This is a genomic window from Vibrio sp. 1249-1, assembly GCF_033340495.1.
Window position 1 is genome coordinate 106,140 of sequence record NZ_JAWOWJ010000005.1, and the last position, 18,006, is coordinate 124,145.

Annotated in this window: 15 protein-coding genes; 10 read left to right on the plus strand and 5 right to left on the minus strand. The window is 44.6% G+C overall.

What is annotated here, in order from left to right:
- Window positions 1-10: 10 nt before the first annotated feature.
- Together R7Z50_RS11210 and nadC are read right to left on the minus strand one after the other, a co-directional pair.
- Entirely contained in the window at window positions 11-448 is a 438-nt protein-coding gene (locus R7Z50_RS11210) for a pilin (RefSeq protein ID WP_318149075.1), read from the minus strand.
- Window positions 449-710: 262 nt separating this feature from the next.
- Window positions 711-1,598, minus strand: coding sequence for a carboxylating nicotinate-nucleotide diphosphorylase (gene nadC / locus R7Z50_RS11215; RefSeq protein WP_206970627.1), 888 nt, complete (start codon window positions 1,596-1,598; stop codon window positions 711-713).
- A gap of 92 nt (window positions 1,599-1,690) precedes the next feature.
- Here nadC and ampD point away from each other — a divergent pair, with 92 nt between their 5' ends.
- The 5 genes from ampD (at window position 1,691) to lpdA (ending at window position 9,734) form a co-directional block, all read left to right on the plus strand.
- Window positions 1,691-2,242, plus strand: a complete 552-nt coding sequence (ampD, locus tag R7Z50_RS11220; protein ID WP_318149076.1) for a 1,6-anhydro-N-acetylmuramyl-L-alanine amidase AmpD — start codon at window positions 1,691-1,693, stop codon at window positions 2,240-2,242.
- A gap of 405 nt (window positions 2,243-2,647) precedes the next feature.
- Entirely contained in the window at window positions 2,648-3,415 is a 768-nt protein-coding gene (pdhR, locus tag R7Z50_RS11225; RefSeq protein WP_005379989.1) for a pyruvate dehydrogenase complex transcriptional repressor PdhR, read from the plus strand.
- A 48-nt stretch (window positions 3,416-3,463) separates the two neighbouring features.
- Window positions 3,464-6,127, plus strand: coding sequence for a pyruvate dehydrogenase (acetyl-transferring), homodimeric type (gene aceE, locus R7Z50_RS11230; protein ID WP_318149077.1), 2,664 nt, complete (start codon window positions 3,464-3,466; stop codon window positions 6,125-6,127).
- A 19-nt stretch (window positions 6,128-6,146) separates the two neighbouring features.
- Window positions 6,147-8,039, plus strand: coding sequence for a pyruvate dehydrogenase complex dihydrolipoyllysine-residue acetyltransferase (gene aceF, locus R7Z50_RS11235; protein ID WP_033905589.1), 1,893 nt, complete (start codon window positions 6,147-6,149; stop codon window positions 8,037-8,039).
- A gap of 267 nt (window positions 8,040-8,306) precedes the next feature.
- Window positions 8,307-9,734 (plus strand): dihydrolipoyl dehydrogenase, encoded by a 1,428-nt coding sequence (gene lpdA, locus R7Z50_RS11240; RefSeq protein WP_005379993.1) that lies wholly within the window; start codon window positions 8,307-8,309, stop codon window positions 9,732-9,734.
- A gap of 145 nt (window positions 9,735-9,879) precedes the next feature.
- Here lpdA and opaR read toward each other — a convergent pair whose 3' ends face one another.
- A complete protein-coding gene (opaR, locus tag R7Z50_RS11245; RefSeq protein WP_005379994.1) occupies window positions 9,880-10,494 on the minus strand; it encodes a transcriptional regulator OpaR in 615 nt (204 codons plus the stop codon).
- A gap of 319 nt (window positions 10,495-10,813) precedes the next feature.
- Here opaR and hpt point away from each other — a divergent pair, with 319 nt between their 5' ends.
- Window positions 10,814-11,344, plus strand: coding sequence for a hypoxanthine phosphoribosyltransferase (hpt, locus tag R7Z50_RS11250; RefSeq protein WP_005379995.1), 531 nt, complete (start codon window positions 10,814-10,816; stop codon window positions 11,342-11,344).
- A 77-nt stretch (window positions 11,345-11,421) separates the two neighbouring features.
- Here the strand turns inward: hpt and can are convergent, their stop codons facing one another.
- Window positions 11,422-12,090, minus strand: coding sequence for a carbonate dehydratase (gene can / locus R7Z50_RS11255; RefSeq protein ID WP_005379996.1), 669 nt, complete (start codon window positions 12,088-12,090; stop codon window positions 11,422-11,424).
- Window positions 12,091-12,371: 281 nt separating this feature from the next.
- Between can and R7Z50_RS11260 the strand changes: the two genes are divergently transcribed.
- From R7Z50_RS11260 to R7Z50_RS11275, 4 genes are all read left to right on the plus strand, one after another.
- Window positions 12,372-14,042: a SulP family inorganic anion transporter gene (locus R7Z50_RS11260; protein ID WP_065274836.1), complete on the plus strand. Its 1,671-nt coding sequence runs from the start codon at window positions 12,372-12,374 to the stop codon at window positions 14,040-14,042.
- A gap of 250 nt (window positions 14,043-14,292) precedes the next feature.
- Window positions 14,293-15,210: an ABC transporter ATP-binding protein gene (locus R7Z50_RS11265; protein ID WP_005380000.1), complete on the plus strand. Its 918-nt coding sequence runs from the start codon at window positions 14,293-14,295 to the stop codon at window positions 15,208-15,210.
- The gene (locus R7Z50_RS11270; RefSeq protein WP_065274835.1) at window positions 15,211-15,981 is read left to right on the plus strand and encodes an ABC transporter permease; all 771 of its coding nucleotides are present in this window, start codon (window positions 15,211-15,213) and stop codon (window positions 15,979-15,981) included.
- A 127-nt stretch (window positions 15,982-16,108) separates the two neighbouring features.
- On the plus strand, window positions 16,109-17,038 hold the full coding sequence (locus tag R7Z50_RS11275) for a Kdo(2)-lipid IV(A) acyltransferase (protein ID WP_318149078.1): 930 nt from the start codon (window positions 16,109-16,111) through the stop codon (window positions 17,036-17,038).
- A 53-nt stretch (window positions 17,039-17,091) separates the two neighbouring features.
- On the opposite strand, the gene panC is transcribed toward R7Z50_RS11275, so the two are convergent.
- Window positions 17,092-17,997 carry a pantoate--beta-alanine ligase gene (gene panC / locus R7Z50_RS11280; RefSeq protein ID WP_065274834.1) on the minus strand — a complete coding sequence of 302 codons (906 nt, stop codon included), beginning with the start codon at window positions 17,995-17,997 and terminating at the stop codon, window positions 17,092-17,094.
- Window positions 17,998-18,006 lie beyond the last annotated feature (9 nt).

The following is an 18,006-nucleotide window of genomic DNA, read 5'->3' on the forward strand; positions in this document are numbered from 1 at the left end:
GCTTAACTTCTTACGAGCATGCTTTAGGCTTTACACCTGTAGCAGCAATGCCAGAGGTACAGTTCCATTGACCTGTTCCATCACGCCCTAGAGTAACGTCTTTACTGATAACGTCTGGACTTACACCGGTGCTATTAAATGTGAATTTTATTGCACCTGACGACGTACTTGCTCCTGAAGCTGAAGCTGTATAGCTAATTACACCAAGTGGAGAAGTCGGAACTGGTAGCTGGGCTGCTGTTGGAAATGAGCCATTTTCAACAACATAAGTTTCAACATTTATTCTATGCCCAGTGATGGATGCTAGTGCAGACGCTGCCTCACTTTTAGCTACATATTTTTGGTATTGTGGAACTGCAATTGCAGCTAAAACACCAATTACCGCCACCACAATCATTAACTCAATCAGAGTAAAACCCTGTTGTTTTTTCTGTTTACTGTTTTTCATTTTTAACCCTTTCCTAAAAATTAATAATGCTCTTGCATTGGCGAAAGATTATGGAGAGTTAAGGTGGGTTGAAAATGGGGAAGGGATGGGCTCTCGAGTGAGATAAAACTCTTTGGTGAAAAGTTGCATATCGCATGCAGAGTTTTGCGAGTAGTACTATTTTTTTAGTGGATAAAAAGAAAGGGCCAATTGGCCCTTTTAAATGATTAGTTACTCACAACTCACTGAGTTAGTTGAAGTAATTGAGATTGTGTTGCTTTTATTATTTGAAGCGCATCGAAAGATCCATCGCTTTTAGATGCTTAGTCAACGCGCCTACCGAAATGTAATCGACACCGGTTTCTGCGTATTCTGCGATGGTCTCTAGCGTAATGTTGCCGGAGTTCTCTAAAGCGGCACGACCTGCGTTAATCGCTACGGCTTCACGCATCATTTCTTTTGTGAAGTTATCGAGCATGATGATGTCGGCACCAGCCTCTATCGCTTGTTTCAACTCTTCTAAGCTTTCCGTTTCTACTTCTACCGGTTTGCCTGGGTTAAGCTCTTTCGCTTTTTGGATGGCTTGAGTGATGCCACCACAAGCAATAATGTGGTTTTCTTTAATGAGGTAAGCGTCGAACACACCGATGCGATGATTAAAGCCACCACCGCAGGTCACGGCGTATTTTAGTGCGCTACGCAGACCAGGAATGGTTTTGCGTGTGTCTAGTAGACGGCACTCAGTATGCGCGATTTTTTCAGCGTACTCTGCGGTAACTGTTGCGCAGCCAGACAGCGTTTGGATGAAGTTCATTGCGTTACGTTCACCAGTCAACAAGTCACGAGCAGGGCCTGTCAGCGTGCAAAGGGTTTGGTTAGGCTCGACTTTATCGCCGTCCTTTACGTGCCATTCAATACTGACCTTGTCACCGAGCTGTTTAAAAACTTCATCAGCCCATGCTTGACCACAGAACACACCATGCTCACGAGTAATAATCGTTGCGGTATTAACCGCATCGGCAGGGATCAAAGATGCAGTAATGTCGTTATCTGCGTCGACACTGCCACCTAGATCTTCTTTTAAGGTATCAGCGACAGAGCGAGTGATCTCTAAAGGGAGTTGTTGTTTAAGGTATTCTAGGCGTTCTTGAATGTTGTGTGTGTTCTTCATCGCAAATCTTGTCTTGAAAGGGAGATGGCAACGAATGATACTCTCCGGTGTCAATAATTTCAGCAGTTAATTTGCAAAGTAGAGAGGTTGATATGCGCCCAATTATCGAGAATGGCTGGCTGACACAGGCAAAGCATGTTCCGTCACCATTTTTTGATGCTCGCTCTGATACAAACGACATCTCTCTGCTGGTGGTACACAACATCAGTTTGCCTCCTGGGCAGTTTGGTGGAACGTATATTGAGGACTTCTTCACTGGCAAGCTAGACCCAAATGCACATCCATTTTTTGAAGTTATTCACAAAATGGGCGTTTCTGCACATTGCTTGATTAAGAGAAACGGCGAGGTTGTTCAATTTGTTTCTTTTCTCGATAGAGCATGGCATGCCGGTCAATCCAGTTTCGCGGGCAGGGAGCGTTGTAATGACTATTCCATTGGTATCGAGCTTGAAGGGACAGAATTTACTGCCTACACAGAAGCGCAATATCAATCACTTGCAGAGATAACTGAGGTGATTATGCAATCTTATCCTCAAATCACCCCGCCACGAATTACCGGTCATCAATATATTGCGCCCTTGAGAAAAAGCGATCCTGGTCTAAGCTTTGATTGGGTGAAATATAGACTGCTTATACAGCGTTGATTTGTAGCGAAAGTGTAAATTCAAAAAAGCGAAATAAATAAGGCATACGATCAGGTATGCCTTTTTTTGATACCAGAAATATTAATGATTGTTAAAAGTTAACTACATTTTTACGCTCGTACATGCCGTTTTGGTGAATAAATAGACTGATAATTTTGTCATTTTCTGTATTTCTTTTCCAAAACTGCTAGCACGTCGACTTCCCATTTGTATGCTTTATGTAATTGGTCATACCAATTCTATTGCTGTTTTAACAGTCGATTGTTATCAGAGTGTTGGAAGTAAGCTCGTTCTATGATTTAGGTCAATTTTCGGCTGGACAGTGGCGTTTTAATTATGTTAATTTCTGCACCAACTTAAAATTGGTATTACCAATTACCTGCAAGAGTAGAAGAACAATAAATTATGGCTTATCAAAGGATTCGTCAGCCAAAACTCTCTGATGTTATAGAACAAGAGTTAGAAAGGTTGATAGTGGAAGGAACATTGTCTCCGGGGCAACAACTGCCTCCAGAGCGTGAACTGGCAAAACAGTTCGATGTGTCTCGTCCTTCAGTCCGAGAAGCCATTCAACGCTTGGAAGCGAAGCGTTTGTTGACTCGTCGCCAAGGTGGCGGAACATTCGTAAGTGAGAATATCTGGAAGAGCTTTTCAGATCCCTTGTTGAATTTGTTGTCTAGTCATTCTGAAACCCAGCTTGATGTGCTTGAGTCTCGTCATGCGATGGAAGGAATTTCAGCCTACTTTGCAGCTTTACGTGGTACCGAAGAAGATTTTGCGCGTATTCAAGGTTGCCTTGAGCGCATTAGCCAAGAGCAAGCAAACAACGATATCGAAGCTGAATCTGCGGAAGTAATGCAATTTTTGATCGCTTTGACAGAGGCCGCGCACAACGTGGTTTTGTTGCACATTGTTCGAAGCTTAGCACCTTTGCTTGAGCAAAATATTCTACAAAATTTTAAATTACTACGTCGCCGCCCAGAAGCGGTCGAGAAAGTCAGTAAACACCGAGCCAATATCGTGGATGCGATTGTTTCTGGTCAGCCTGAAAAGGCGCGAGAAATGTCCCACTCGCACTTGGCTTACATCGAAGAAACATTGTTGGATTTGACTCGAGAAGAGTCTCGACGAGAGCGTTCTCTACGTCGAATTCAGCAGGGTAATGACTCGTAAGAGCGTTACTTAAATAAGTAGATCCAACCAACAGAAGGATAGATCGCCATGTCTGATATGAAGCATGACGTAGATGCACTGGAAACTCAAGAATGGCTACAAGCGCTTGAGTCAGTTGTACGTGAAGAAGGTCTAGAGCGTGCTCAATTCCTATTAGAGCAAGTTCTAGATAAAGCACGTCTAGACGGTGTTGATATGCCAACAGGTATCACAACTAACTACATCAACACGATTCCTGCAGACCAAGAACCAGCATACCCAGGTGACACAACACTTGAGCGTCGTATTCGCTCAATTATTCGTTGGAACGCTATCATGATCGTTCTACGTGCATCTAAGAAAGACCTAGAGCTAGGCGGCCACATGGCGTCTTTCCAGTCTTCTGCTGCGTTCTACGAGACATGTTTCAACCACTTCTTCCGTGCACCAAACGAGAAGGATGGTGGCGACCTAGTTTACTACCAAGGTCACATTTCACCAGGTATCTACTCACGTGCATTCGTTGAAGGTCGTCTAACTGAAGAGCAGCTAGACAACTTCCGTCAAGAAGTAGACGGCAAAGGTATTCCTTCATACCCGCACCCTAAACTGATGCCTGAATTCTGGCAGTTCCCGACAGTATCGATGGGCCTAGGTCCAATCGCTTCTATCTACCAAGCCCGTTTCCTTAAGTACCTAGAAGGCCGTGGTCTTAAAGATACTTCAGAGCAGCGCGTTTACGCGTTCCTAGGTGACGGTGAGATGGATGAGCCAGAATCACGTGGTGCTATCTCTTTTGCTGCGCGTGAGAAACTAGATAACCTATGCTTCCTAATCAACTGTAACCTACAGCGTCTAGATGGCCCTGTAATGGGTAACGGTAAGATCATTCAAGAACTTGAAGGTCTGTTCAAAGGTGCTGGTTGGAACGTAGTGAAAGTAATCTGGGGTAACAACTGGGATTCACTACTAGCTAAAGATACGACTGGTAAGCTTCTACAGCTTATGAATGAAACGATCGACGGCGACTACCAAACATTCAAATCAAAAGATGGCGCGTACGTACGTGAGCACTTCTTTGGTAAGTACCCAGAGACAGCTGCACTTGTTGCTGACATGACTGATGACGAAATCTTCGCACTTAAGCGTGGTGGTCACGAGTCTTCTAAGCTATACGCGGCATACAAAAACGCGGCAGAAACTAAAGGTCGTCCAACAGTAATCCTAGCTAAGACTGTTAAAGGTTACGGCATGGGTGAAGCGGCTGAAGGTAAGAACATCGCGCACCAAGTTAAGAAGATGGACATGACTCACGTACTACACCTACGTGATCGTCTAGGTCTTCAAGACATCCTAACTGACGAAGCAGTGAAAGAACTTCCGTACCTGAAACTTGAAGAAGGTTCAAAAGAGTACGAATACCTACACGCTCGTCGTAAAGCGCTACACGGCTACACGCCACAGCGTCTACCAAAATTCACTCAAGAATTCATCGTTCCTGAGCTAGAAGAATTCAAGCCACTACTAGAAGAACAGAAGCGTGATATATCTTCTACTATGGCATTCGTACGTGCACTAAACGTTCTACTTAAGAACAAGAACATTGGTAAGAACATCGTTCCTATCATTGCTGACGAAGCACGTACATTCGGTATGGAAGGTCTGTTCCGTCAAATCGGTATCTACAACCCGCACGGCCAAACATACACACCAGAAGACCGTGGCGTTGTTTCTTACTACAAAGAAGCGACTTCAGGTCAGGTTCTACAAGAAGGTATCAACGAGCTAGGTGCTATGTCTTCATGGGTTGCTGCTGCGACTTCATACTCGACAAACGACCTACCAATGATTCCGTTCTACATCTACTACTCAATGTTCGGCTTCCAACGTGTTGGCGACATGGCGTGGATGGCTGGTGACCAACAAGCACGTGGTTTCCTACTAGGTGCAACTGCGGGTCGTACAACGTTGAACGGTGAAGGTCTACAGCACGAAGACGGCCACTCGCACATTTTGGCGGGTACGGTTCCTAACTGTATTTCTTACGACCCAACGTTCGCGTACGAAGTAGCTGTAATCATGCAAGACGGTATCCGTCGCATGTACGGTCCAGAACAAGAAAACGTGTTCTACTACCTAACGCTAATGAACGAAAACTACGCAATGCCAGCAATGCCAGAAGGCGCTGAAGAAGGCATCCGTAAAGGTATCTACAAGCTAGAAACTTACACGGGCGACAAAGCGAAAGTTCAGCTAATGAGCTCTGGTACTATCATGAATGAAGTACGTAAAGCAGCTCAAATCCTAAGCGAAGATTACGGTGTTGCTTCTGATGTTTACTCTGTAACGTCATTCAACGAACTAACTCGCGATGGCCAAGATGCAGAGCGTTTCAACATGCTTCACCCAGAAGCGGAAGCGAAAGTACCTTACATCCAAACAGTAATGGGTACTGAACCTGCTATCGCAGCAACTGACTACATGAAGAACTACGCAGAGCAGGTTCGTGCATACATTCCTGCTGAGTCTTTCAAAGTTCTTGGTACTGATGGCTTCGGTCGTTCAGACAGCCGTGAAAACCTACGTCGTCACTTCGAAGTGAACGCAGGTTACGTAATAGTAGCAGCGCTAACTGAACTAGCGAAACGTGGCGAAGTTGAGAAATCTGTAGTTGCAGAAGCAATTAAGAAATTCGACATCGACACAGAGAAAACAAACCCGCTATACGCTTAATTAAGAAGGTAGATAAGAAATGGCAATCGAAATTAATGTACCAGACATCGGTGCGGATGAGGTTGAAGTTACTGAGATTCTTGTAAGCGTTGGCGACAAGGTTGAAGAAGAGCAATCTCTGATCACAGTTGAAGGCGATAAAGCTTCTATGGAAGTTCCTGCTTCTCAAGCGGGTATCGTTAAAGAAATCAAAGTTGCAGAAGGCGACAAGGTTTCTACTGGTTCTCTAATCATGATTTTCGAAGCCGAGGGTGCAGCTGACGCTGCACCTGCTCCTGCGGCAGAAGCAGCTCCAGCAGCGGCTCCAGCTCCAGCAGCAGCGGCAGAACTAAAAGAAGTTCACGTACCAGACATCGGTGGTGATGAAGTAGAAGTTACTGAAATCATGGTTGCCGTTGGCGACAGCATCGAAGAAGAGCAATCTCTTCTAACTGTTGAAGGCGACAAAGCTTCTATGGAAGTTCCAGCGCCATTCGCAGGTACTCTAAAAGAGATCAAAGTTGCAACAGGCGATAAAGTATCGACTGGCTCACTTATCATGGTATTCGAAACAGCAGGTTCAGGCGCTCCAGCAGCACCAGCGGCAGCTGAAGCTCCTGCGGCAGCAGCTCCAGCAGCGTCTGCGGCAAAAGAAGTGAACGTTCCAGATATCGGCGGCGACGAAGTTGAAGTTACTGAGATCATGGTTGCGGTTGGCGACACAGTGGAAGAAGAGCAATCTCTAATCACTGTTGAAGGTGACAAAGCTTCTATGGAAGTTCCTGCACCATTCGCTGGCACAGTTAAAGAAATCAAGATTGCAGCTGGCGACAAAGTGTCTACTGGCTCACTAATCATGGTATTCGAAGTGGCGGGCGCAGCACCTGCTCCTGCAGCAGCTCCAGCTCAAGCGGCAGCACCTGCAGCTCCAGCTCCTAAAGCAGAAGCTCCAGCGGCAGCAGCTCCAGCAGCGACTGGCGATTTCAAAGAAAACGATGAGTACGCTCACGCGTCTCCAGTTGTTCGTCGTCTAGCGCGTGAATTTGGCGTTAATCTTTCTAAGGTTAAAGGTTCTGGTCGTAAGAGCCGTATCCTAAAAGAAGACGTTCAAGCTTACGTGAAAGATGCACTTAAGCGTCTTGAGTCTGGCGCAGGTGCAGCAGCATCTGGCAAAGGCGACGGCGCGGCTCTTGGTCTACTACCATGGCCAAAAGTGGACTTCAGCAAGTTTGGTGAGACAGAAGTTCAACCGCTATCTCGCATTAAGAAGATCTCTGGCGCAAACCTACACCGTAACTGGGTAATGATCCCGCACGTTACACAGTGGGATAACGCAGACATCACGGCTCTTGAAGCATTCCGTAAAGAGCAAAACGCGATTGAAGCGAAGAAAGACACTGGCATGAAGATCACACCACTTGTGTTCATCATGAAAGCGGTAGCTAAAGCGCTTGAAGCGTTCCCAGCGTTCAACTCTTCTCTATCAGAAGACGGTGAGAGCCTAATTCTGAAGAAATACGTGAATGTTGGTATCGCGGTAGATACACCAAACGGTCTAGTTGTTCCTGTATTTAAAGACGTGAACAAGAAAGGCATCTACGAGCTATCTGAAGAGCTAATGGCGGTTTCTAAGAAAGCACGTGCTGGTAAGCTAACTGCGGCTGACATGCAAGGTGGCTGTTTCACTATCTCTAGCCTAGGCGGTATCGGCGGTACAGCGTTTACTCCAATCGTAAACGCACCAGAAGTTGGTATCCTAGGTGTGTCTAAGTCAGAAATGAAACCGGTATGGAACGGTAAAGAGTTCGAACCGCGTCTACAACTTCCACTGTCTCTATCATACGACCACCGTGTGATCGATGGTGCTGAAGGTGCGCGCTTCATCACTTACCTAAACTCATGTCTATCTGACATTCGTCGTCTAGTTCTGTAATAGAAATTAGATGAATGAGAGGCGGCAACTTAGCCGCCTCTGCTAATCATAATTACCGACAATTTGGTTATCAGCCTTGCTTCGTTCAGGGTTTTCACAATCGAATTGTTGTCTAGCTCACAGGCTAAATTGATTTACTTTTCACACCATTAACATCTCTGTAAACTGTTAGCGGTCTGAAAATAACTGTTTAAAACAAATCTCTCTTAAACATAAAAAATCGATACCCACTCAGCCTGTTAGGGATAATGACTACAAGAGGTCAAAATGAGCAAAGAAATTAAAGCCCAAGTTGTTGTACTTGGTTCTGGTCCTGCTGGTTACTCCGCTGCATTCCGTTGTGCGGACTTAGGTCTTGAAACTGTACTAGTTGAACGTTACAGCACGCTTGGCGGTGTATGTCTGAACGTGGGTTGTATCCCATCTAAAGCACTGCTTCACGTTTCTAAAGTAATTGAAGAAGCGAAAGCGATGGCTGACCACGGCGTTGTGTTCGGTGAGCCTCAAACAGACATCAGCAAAATCCGCATCTGGAAAGAAAAAGTTGTTAACCAACTAACTGGCGGCCTAAGCGGTATGGCTAAGATGCGTAACGTAACAGTAGTTAACGGTTACGGTAAGTTCACTGGCCCTAACTCTATCCTTGTAGAAGGCGAAGGTGAGCCAACAGTTGTTAACTTTGACAACGCAATCGTTGCGGCTGGTTCTCGTCCAATCAAACTGCCATTTATCCCGCATGAAGACCCACGTATTTGGGACTCTACTGACGCTCTTGAACTAAAAGAAGTGCCAGAAAAACTGCTTATCATGGGCGGTGGTATCATCGGTCTAGAAATGGGTACGGTTTACCACTCTCTAGGTTCTAAAGTTGAAGTTGTTGAAATGTTTGACCAGGTAATTCCTGCAGCAGACAAAGATATCGTGAAAGTATTTACTAAGCGTATCAAAGACAAGTTCAAGCTAATGCTAGAAACGAAAGTAACAGCAGTTGAAGCAAAAGAAGACGGTATCTACGTTTCAATGGAAGGCAAGAAAGCGCCAGCTGAAGCTGAGCGTTACGATGCGGTTCTAGTTGCTATCGGTCGTGTACCAAATGGTAAGCTAATCGACGGTGAAAAAGCGGGTCTAGAAATTGACGAGCGCGGCTTCATCAACGTTGATAAGCAAATGCGTACTAACGTTCCTCACATCTTCGCGATCGGTGATATCGTTGGTCAACCAATGCTTGCTCACAAAGGTGTGCATGAAGGTCACGTAGCTGCTGAAGTTATCTCTGGTAAGAAGCACTACTTCGACCCTAAAGTTATCCCTTCAATTGCGTACACTGAGCCAGAAGTAGCTTGGGTTGGTAAGACTGAAAAAGAAGCGAAAGAAGAAGGCATCAAGTACGAAGTAGCAACATTCCCATGGGCAGCATCAGGTCGTGCAATCGCATCTGACTGTGCAGACGGTATGACTAAGCTAATCTTCGACAAAGAAACTCACCGCGTAATCGGTGGTGCTATCGTTGGTACTAACGGTGGTGAACTACTTGGTGAAATCGGCCTTGCAATTGAGATGGGCTGTGATGCAGAAGATATCGCTCTGACTATCCACGCTCACCCAACTCTACACGAGTCTGTAGGTCTAGCTGCTGAAGTATTTGAAGGTTCAATCACTGACCTGCCAAACAAAAAAGCAGTTAAGAAGAAGTAAGCTTTTTCTGACTGAATGATAGAAGCCGCTGCATTGCAGCGGTTTTTTTATGCTTGTTATATAGAAATATAAATGTGTGCTTAGCTGACAGCAGACAATAAAAAGCCCACCAAACGGTGGGCTGACATATATTACGAGCTAAGCTTTAGTGTTCACGGTTGTAAATGCAAAGCATATCTAAGTATGAATTCACTAGGTGTTTCAGCTCCGCTTCACCTTTAGCGCGGTTCGCTTGGACAAACAGTGAGTAACAAATACCGTGGAACAGGTTTGCCAAGTGTTCTGAATCGTGCTGGTCACACACTTCGCCACGTTCAATTGCTTTAATGAACATGTTTTGTACCAGCAACTGGTTAGTACGGTTAGTTGAAACAAACAATGGCCATACTTCGTCACGTGTTGAAGCACTCCACTCGAACCATACTTTTAGCCAGTGGCAGTCTTGGCTGACAAGCTCGATCATCGCATTAGTAATATTGGCGATGTTTTCACGTGCATGTAAGTCTAGGTCTATGTTATCCGATAGGAAGTTTGAGAACTGACGTACGACGTGATTGAGAACTTCATCCACCAAGTCTTCGCGTGTAGGGAAGTAGTTAAAAACAGTCGCTACAGAAACTTGAGCAATTTCTGCGATATCTGCGTGACCACCACGACCGATGCCGCGGCGCGCAAATACTTCCAATGCGATTTCCATTAACTGTTGCTTACGCTTAATTGGAGAAAGCCTAGTTCTAGGTCTCTTTGCAATTGAGTCCATATCCATTTTCCTTGCCATTTGAGTTGATATTGGGGGTAACCCCCTAATTGATTATTTTAATAGTTGCTTAAAGCAGTGATGAGTGTAATGGTGCATATGCACAAGGTCAACATCTGTAGAACAATTTATATACAGTAATGTCATTATTATTGATAAATTTAGCTATGAACTTTATAAAACTAAGACCTTCTTCCAAGATTTTTTGGCAACAGGATGCGACTTTCAACCCAATGAACGTGGTGATACACTACACGCCGTAAGATTAGGTGATCGTTTGCGTGCGACTTACCTCAACCCACAAATTTAGATTGAGCACAGTATGAAACATACAATAGAAGTCATGATTTCTGAGCAAGAAGTTCAGGAGCGAGTTCGTGAATTAGGCAAACAAATTACAGAGCGTTATCAAGGTAGTGAAGATCTTGTGTTGGTAGGCTTATTGCGTGGCTCATTTGTATTTATGGCAGACTTGGCACGTGCTATCGAACTGACTCACCAAGTTGATTTTATGACTGCGTCAAGCTACGGCAATACGATGGAAAGCTCACGTGACGTTCGTATCTTGAAAGATTTGGATGATGACATCAAAGGTAAAGACATTCTGCTTGTTGAAGACATCATTGACACTGGTAACACACTAAATAAAATCCGTGAGATTCTTTCGCTACGTGAGCCGAAGTCTATCGCGATTTGTACGCTCCTAGATAAGCCATCTCGTCGTGAAGTGAATGTTCCTGTGGATTGGATTGGTTTCGAAATTCCAGATGAATTTGTCGTTGGGGTGGGTATTGATTACGCGCAGAAATACCGCCACTTACCATACATCGGTAAAGTTGTACCTCAAGAATAATCATTGAGTTCAGCATTAAAAATATAAAAAAACGCCCATCTAAGATGGGCGTTTTTTGTCCAGTTTTTAGGTATGACTTAGCGACAAAGCAGCTTGTTGTCTGTATTTAGAATCGTCGAAAGAGCTTTCTGGTAAGACGCTTCTACGGTTTCCTTAGAGTTAGAACGAATGCCTAAGTACTCTAAGCGACCATCTTCAATTCCGTATACCACACCATGAATTTCAACATCTTGCCCACGCTCCCAAGCGTTTTGCAGGATGGTTGAGTTACCCAAGTTGTACACTTGCTCTGCAACATTAAGCTCGCCTAGTTTATCCGCTCGATCTTGTTGCGGCATTTGATCTAGGTAAGTGCGGTGTTTGAAATAGATATCTCTGATATGTAACAGCCAATTATTAATAAGACCTAGCTTAGGGTTATCAATGGCTGCGTTTACGCCACCACATCCATAGTGTCCACAGACAATGATGTGTTTAACCTTAAGAACGTCTACAGCGTACTGGACGACCGATAGACAGTTGAGATCAGTATGGATAACTTGGTTTGCAACATTCCGATGAACAAAGAGCTCACCTGAGTATAGCCCGGTTAGTCGCTCGGCAGGAACGCGGCTATCAGAGCAGCCAATCCAAAGAAAATCAGGCTTTTGCCCCTCAGCGAGTTTTGCGAAGTATTCAGGTCGATCAGATTTGATCTCTTGAGACCATTTCGAATTGTTTTCAAATAACTGTTTTATTTCCGGCATTTTGCAAACTACTTCCCTTAAAAGACAAAATCGCTGCCGCTGTTTGTGTGCACATGCAAGCGATCAGTGTTGTAACTATACACAATGTTACAATTTCGATCTCGTTAAATATTCGTCAGATAGGACTCATCTGACTAGTTTTCATTAAGAAAAAAGTAAAATCTGGTGAAACTATTTGTGGTGTGAATTTAGCCTTAATCTATTTATGGTTTAAATTTTCGCCTAGCTCGTTAAAGTAGTGATATTTTACTTTTTAAAATTGAATGCAGGGAAAATCAGCAGTGTTCGGTAGTCGTTTTGAAGATATCAATTTCAAAGGGGATGTATTTGGCGGGGTAACCACGGCGATTATCTCTCTCCCTCTGGCGTTAGCGTTTGGTGTTGCATCCGGAGCCGGTGCTGAGGCCGGCCTTTGGGGGGCAATAATGGTCGGTTTGTTTGCCTCGTTATTTGGTGGTTCTAATACGTTAATATCAGAACCGACAGGGCCAATGACGGTAATCATGACCGCAGTATTAACCAGTATGATGGCGAAATACCCAGAAACGGGCATGGCTATGACTTTCACGATTGTCATGATGGCTGGCGCGTTCCAAATCCTATTGGGGACGTTAAAACTGGGTAAATACGTTACCTTGATGCCTTACAGCGTTATTTCCGGGTTTATGTCTGGCATTGGTGTGATTCTTATCATTCTACAGTTATCGCCTTTGATGGGGCATGCTGCGCCTTCAGGGGGAGTACTCGGAACGTTATCTGCTTTGCCGGAGACCATTTCTAACCTTAAGTTCAGTGAGTTGTTTTTGGGACTACTGACTTTGGGGATTCTTTTTTTCTTCCCTAAGCAATATCGTAAATACGTTCCTGCACAGCTCGTGGCATTGGTCGCGGTGACTTTATTGTCTGTGATTCTCTTTGATACAGAAGATATTCGTCGTATCGGTGAAATTCCTGCTGGGTTACCTTCTCTCGTCGCCCCTTATATTGACACAGATATGTTTGTCGAGATGGTCATTGATGCATTAGTGCTCGGCACATTAGGTTGTATTGATACTTTGTTAACGGCGGTTATCGGTGACTCATTAACTCGTAAAGAACACGACTCAGATAAAGAGCTGCGAGGTCAAGGGTTAGCTAACATGATCTCAGGCTTGTTTGGTGCGCTGCCGGGGGCGGGGGCTACCATGGGGACGGTAACGAATATCCAAGTTGGGGCTCGTTCGCCATTATCTGGTGTGATTCGTGCACTAATGTTGGCGTTGGTTGTACTGGTTGCTGGCGGATTAACAGAGCCAATCCCGATGGCTGTGTTAGCAGGCATTGCGGTGTATGTTGGCTTTAACATCCTAGACTGGAGCTTTATTCAGAGGGCACATAAGGTAAGCTTTTCCGGAATGGCGGTGATGTATGGCGTTATGTTGCTTACAGTATTCGTTGATCTTATCGTTGCGGTGGGTTTAGGCGTCTTTATCTCGAACATTATCATCATCGAGCGTTTGAGCCGAGAGCAGGCGCGACAAGTAAAAGCGATCAGCGACGCGGATGAAGATGATGTGCCGCTGACTGACAGCGAGCGTGGTTTGTTGGATCGTGCTAATGGTAAAGTGCTGTTCTTTTATCTTTCCGGTCCGATGATCTTTAGTGTTTCTAAAGCCATTTCACGTCAGCACTCTAGTATTTCGGACTATGACGTGATGATTCTCGATCTTACGGATGTACCAATGATTGATGTAACCGTCGGTTTGGCGTTAGAGAATGCGATTAAGGATGCTCTCGATGCCAATTGTGCCGTGTATTTATTATGCCCGAATGAGCGAACACGAGAACAGCTAGAGAAATTCCATGTGATTGACCTTGTCCCGGATGAAAATATGTACCAATTCCGTTACGAAGCATTGAATGCGGCGGCGGCACATGTTGAGGCAGACCAGTATCAGCGCATAACGGCGTAATCATTCTGACAGTTAAAAACGCAACAGTTTCCTGTTGCGTTTTTTTATGCTCTATTTTGTCTTACTTAGAGATAACCTTTACGAGGTAAGGGTTATATTTCCAATATTATCGAAAGGTTTATTTGTAATCATCGTTATTCAACGATAAACTGATGGACCTCCAGTACGATACCCAAGGCGATTTTGTAGTAAACCGCTGCTAAATATGAGTCGGTATTAGTAATCACAAACAAACGGCAATCAAGACCTTATGTACGCATTAGAAATTGAACAATTGCGCAAGACGTATGCAGGTGGCTTTGAGGCGTTAAAAGGTATAAGTCTCCAAGTGAAAAAGGGTGACTTCTACGCGCTTCTGGGTCCCAATGGTGCAGGAAAATCGACCACGATTGGCATCATTTCCTCCTTAGTGAATAAAACCTCCGGAACGACGAAAGTTTTCGGTTATGACATTGATACCGACCTCGAATTGGCCAAGCAGAATTTAGGCTTGGTGCCACAGGAGTTCAACTTCAACCAGTTTGAAACCGTTGAGCAAATTGTGATGCAGCAAGCTGGCTATTACGGTGTGTCTAAAGTATTAGCCAAAGAAAGAGCAGAAAAATACCTGAAAAAATTGGATTTATGGGAAAAACGCCAAGAGCGTGCTCGTAACCTATCCGGTGGGATGAAGCGTCGTTTAATGATCGCAAGAGCTTTGATGCACGAGCCGCAATTACTCATTTTAGATGAACCAACGGCTGGAGTGGATATTGAACTACGCCGCTCAATGTGGGGGTTTCTGAAAGAGATCAACCAAGAGCAAGGAATTACGATTATTTTAACGACACACTACCTAGAAGAAGCGGAGATGCTGTGTCGAAATATCGGCATTATTAATCGTGGTGAGCTGATTGAAAATACCACCATGAAGGCGTTACTAGGTAAGCTAAGCGTCGAGACATTTATCTTGGATATTGAGTCAGAAGTCGAGGTGCCTGAGCTTGAAGGTGTTAATCGACAAAGTATTGTTGATGGCTCTTTAGAGATAGAACTAGATAAGAGCCAAGGATTGAATTCGGTATTCAGTCAGTTAACAGAGCATGGCATTAAAGTTCTCTCAATGCGTAACAAAGCCAACCGACTTGAAGAGTTGTTTGTCAGCATTGTAAGAGAGGGGAGTAATTAAATGTACGGTTTATATTGGACGGCATTTCGCAGCTTGCTGAGCAAAGAAGTCACTCGTTTTACACGTATTTGGGTGCAAACCTTAGTGCCGCCAGCCATTACGATGACGTTGTACTTCATCATTTTCGGCAATCTTATTGGCTCTCGAATTGGTGAGATGAGCGGCTTTAGTTACATGGAGTACATTGTTCCAGGTTTGATCATGATGTCGGTGATCACTAACTCATACTCGAACGTGGCGTCGTCATTCTTTAGTGCAAAGCTACAGAAGAATATTGAAGAACTGCTGGTGGCACCGGTACCAAACTATGTGATTATTGCTGGCTATGTGATGGGCGGCGTGACTCGAGGTTTGTTGGTCGGTGCAATTGTTACTTGTGTGTCACTTTTGTTCGTTGATTTGCAAGTGGAGCACTGGGGCATTATTGTCGCGACTGTCTTCATGACGTCGGTTGTATTTGCTCTCGGTGGCTTGATCAATGCGGTTTACGCAAAAACGTTTGATGATATTTCGATCATCCCTACGTTTGTATTGACTCCTTTAACTTACTTGGGAGGAGTCTTTTATTCGATCAGTCTGCTGCCTGAATTTTGGCAAGGCGTTTCTAAGATCAACCCAATCGTCTACATGGTGAATGCGTTCCGCTACGGCTTTTTAGGTGTCTCGGATGTGGGCATTGTCACTTCATTTAGTGTACTTGCAGTGTTTGTTGTTGCACTGTATGTCATTGCGCATTATCTAGTAACCAAAGGGATTGGGCTAAGAAGCTAAGCCATTCTCATAAAGCAAAGAGCGGCGATTCACGCTGCTCTTTCGCGTGCATAACAATACATACCCATACAATTTTTCGGTTTTTATCATGGTAGGTTTCAATCATTTGTAATAAATGAGTGATCCTATGAATATTGTCCCGCCGCCGCCTTTCTCCTATCAGTTACTTAAGCCCAAATATTGGTCTGTATGGCTGGTATTTGGATCTTTAGCGATTCTTGTTAATGTACTGCCATACGTAGTATTGCGAATCTTAGGTAGAAGCATCGGCTGTATTGCGATGCATGTAATGAAGCGCCGACACAAGATCGCTCTGCGTAATCTCCAGCTGTGTTTCCCTGATTTTACGGATTGGCAATGTAAGGACGTAGTACGAAAAAACTTTCAATATACTGGAATGGCTATCATCGAAACCGGTATCGCTTGGTTTTGGCCAGATTGGCGGATACGTCGGATAACCTCTATTGTTGGAAAAGATCGTTTACTCGCTGAGGAAAAGAATGGACGTGGTGTGTTGGTGGTGTGCAGTCACCATTTAAACTTGGAGATAACCGCTCGTATTTTTAGCCAGTTTGCCCAAGGTTATGGCGTTTATCGCCCAAATTCGAATCCTGCTTATGAGTTTATTCAACATCGAGGTCGAACTCGTTTTGGACATCAAATGATTGATCGAAAAGACGTGAAATCAATGCTCAAAGTTCTGAAGAATGGTCATCGACTTTGGTATTTGCCCGACCATGATTATGGCGTTAGCCATTCTGTTTTTGCGCCGTTTTTTGCTGTTGAACAAGCGGCGAGTACCGTCGGGTCTAGTGTTCTCATTGATGCAACAAAGTGCGCGGTTATATCTGGCGTTACAGTGAGTAAAAATCACCATTACACGCTGTACATTGGAAAAGACATTAGCGAGCGTTTCGAGAGACGTAATGCGGTTAAAGCGGCAAGCATCTTGAACCAAGAGCTTGAGAAAATGATAAAACGTGATATTCCAGCGTGGATGTGGCTGCACAAGCGGTTTAAAACTCGCCCTGAAGGGTTAGATTGCGTCTATACGTAGAGTATAAAAAAGGTCGACTAAGAGTCGACCTTTTTACTTTTATGGCTCAGAGCTTACTCTGCGTTCTCTGAGTTTGTATTGTTAGATTCAGCTTCTTCCTTCGTTTCGACAACCATATCTACCGTTTGGTTATCGATAAGACGAGCTTTGCCTAGGAACGCAGACATCAGAATAACAGCTTGTGTCGTTTCTGGTGTGATCACTTGTAATGTACGAGCATCACGAATGAAGATCTCATCAGGGTGCAGACCTGCAGCTCGAAGTTGGTCGCTTGCATCTTCGATGATCGATGCGTAGTCATCGCGGCCACCGCGAATGGCACTACTGATCCAACGCATTGTACGAGCAAGTACAGGAGCACGTTGACGCTCGTCCAGCGTAAGCAAGCCATTGCGTGAACTCATTGCTAAACCGTCCATTTCACGTACGGTTGGTACACCGATGATTTCAATGTCCATTGCTAGGTCATCAACCATCTTGCGGATAACAGCAAGTTGTTGGAAGTCCTTCTCGCCGAAGCACGCGACATCCGGTTGTACGATGTTAAACAGCTTATTCACAATCGTCGTCACGCCACGGAAATGACCTGGTCGAGACGCGCCTTCGAGAATTGTTGATAGGCCAGGGACATCGACGAAGGTTTGCTTATCCAGACCTTCTGGGTAGATAACTTCTGGTGTTGGCGTAAATACCACATCGACCCCTTCAGAGGTTAACTTGCTTAAGTCTTCCTCTAGCGTGCGTGGGTAATTATTTAAATCGTCAGCACGATCAAACTGCATCGGATTAACAAAGATGCTTACGACAACGATATCAGCGTATTCGCGTGCTTTACGCACTAAAGTTAAGTGGCCTTCGTGAAGGTTGCCCATGGTAGGGACAAACGCCACTTTACGACCTTCACGTTTAAAGGTTTTAAGGTGTTCACGAACTGCTGAGATTTCCGCAAAAGTTTGCATGCATTTATC

Coding starts and splice junctions, on each gene's coding strand:
- opaR (WP_005379994.1), bottom strand. CDS start 10,494: ATGGACTCAATTGCAAAGAGACCTAGAACTAGGCTTTCTCCAATTAAG.
- aceF (WP_033905589.1), top strand. CDS start 6,147: ATGGCAATCGAAATTAATGTACCAGACATCGGTGCGGATGAGGTTGAA.
- R7Z50_RS11270 (WP_065274835.1), top strand. CDS start 15,211: ATGTACGGTTTATATTGGACGGCATTTCGCAGCTTGCTGAGCAAAGAA.
- panC (WP_065274834.1), bottom strand. CDS start 17,997: ATGCAAACTTTTGCGGAAATCTCAGCAGTTCGTGAACACCTTAAAACC.
- can (WP_005379996.1), bottom strand. CDS start 12,090: ATGCCGGAAATAAAACAGTTATTTGAAAACAATTCGAAATGGTCTCAA.
- lpdA (WP_005379993.1), top strand. CDS start 8,307: ATGAGCAAAGAAATTAAAGCCCAAGTTGTTGTACTTGGTTCTGGTCCT.
- R7Z50_RS11275 (WP_318149078.1), top strand. CDS start 16,109: ATGAATATTGTCCCGCCGCCGCCTTTCTCCTATCAGTTACTTAAGCCC.
- pdhR (WP_005379989.1), top strand. CDS start 2,648: ATGGCTTATCAAAGGATTCGTCAGCCAAAACTCTCTGATGTTATAGAA.
- R7Z50_RS11210 (WP_318149075.1), bottom strand. CDS start 448: ATGAAAAACAGTAAACAGAAAAAACAACAGGGTTTTACTCTGATTGAG.
- nadC (WP_206970627.1), bottom strand. CDS start 1,598: ATGAAGAACACACACAACATTCAAGAACGCCTAGAATACCTTAAACAA.
- aceE (WP_318149077.1), top strand. CDS start 3,464: ATGTCTGATATGAAGCATGACGTAGATGCACTGGAAACTCAAGAATGG.
- R7Z50_RS11265 (WP_005380000.1), top strand. CDS start 14,293: ATGTACGCATTAGAAATTGAACAATTGCGCAAGACGTATGCAGGTGGC.
- ampD (WP_318149076.1), top strand. CDS start 1,691: ATGCGCCCAATTATCGAGAATGGCTGGCTGACACAGGCAAAGCATGTT.
- hpt (WP_005379995.1), top strand. CDS start 10,814: ATGAAACATACAATAGAAGTCATGATTTCTGAGCAAGAAGTTCAGGAG.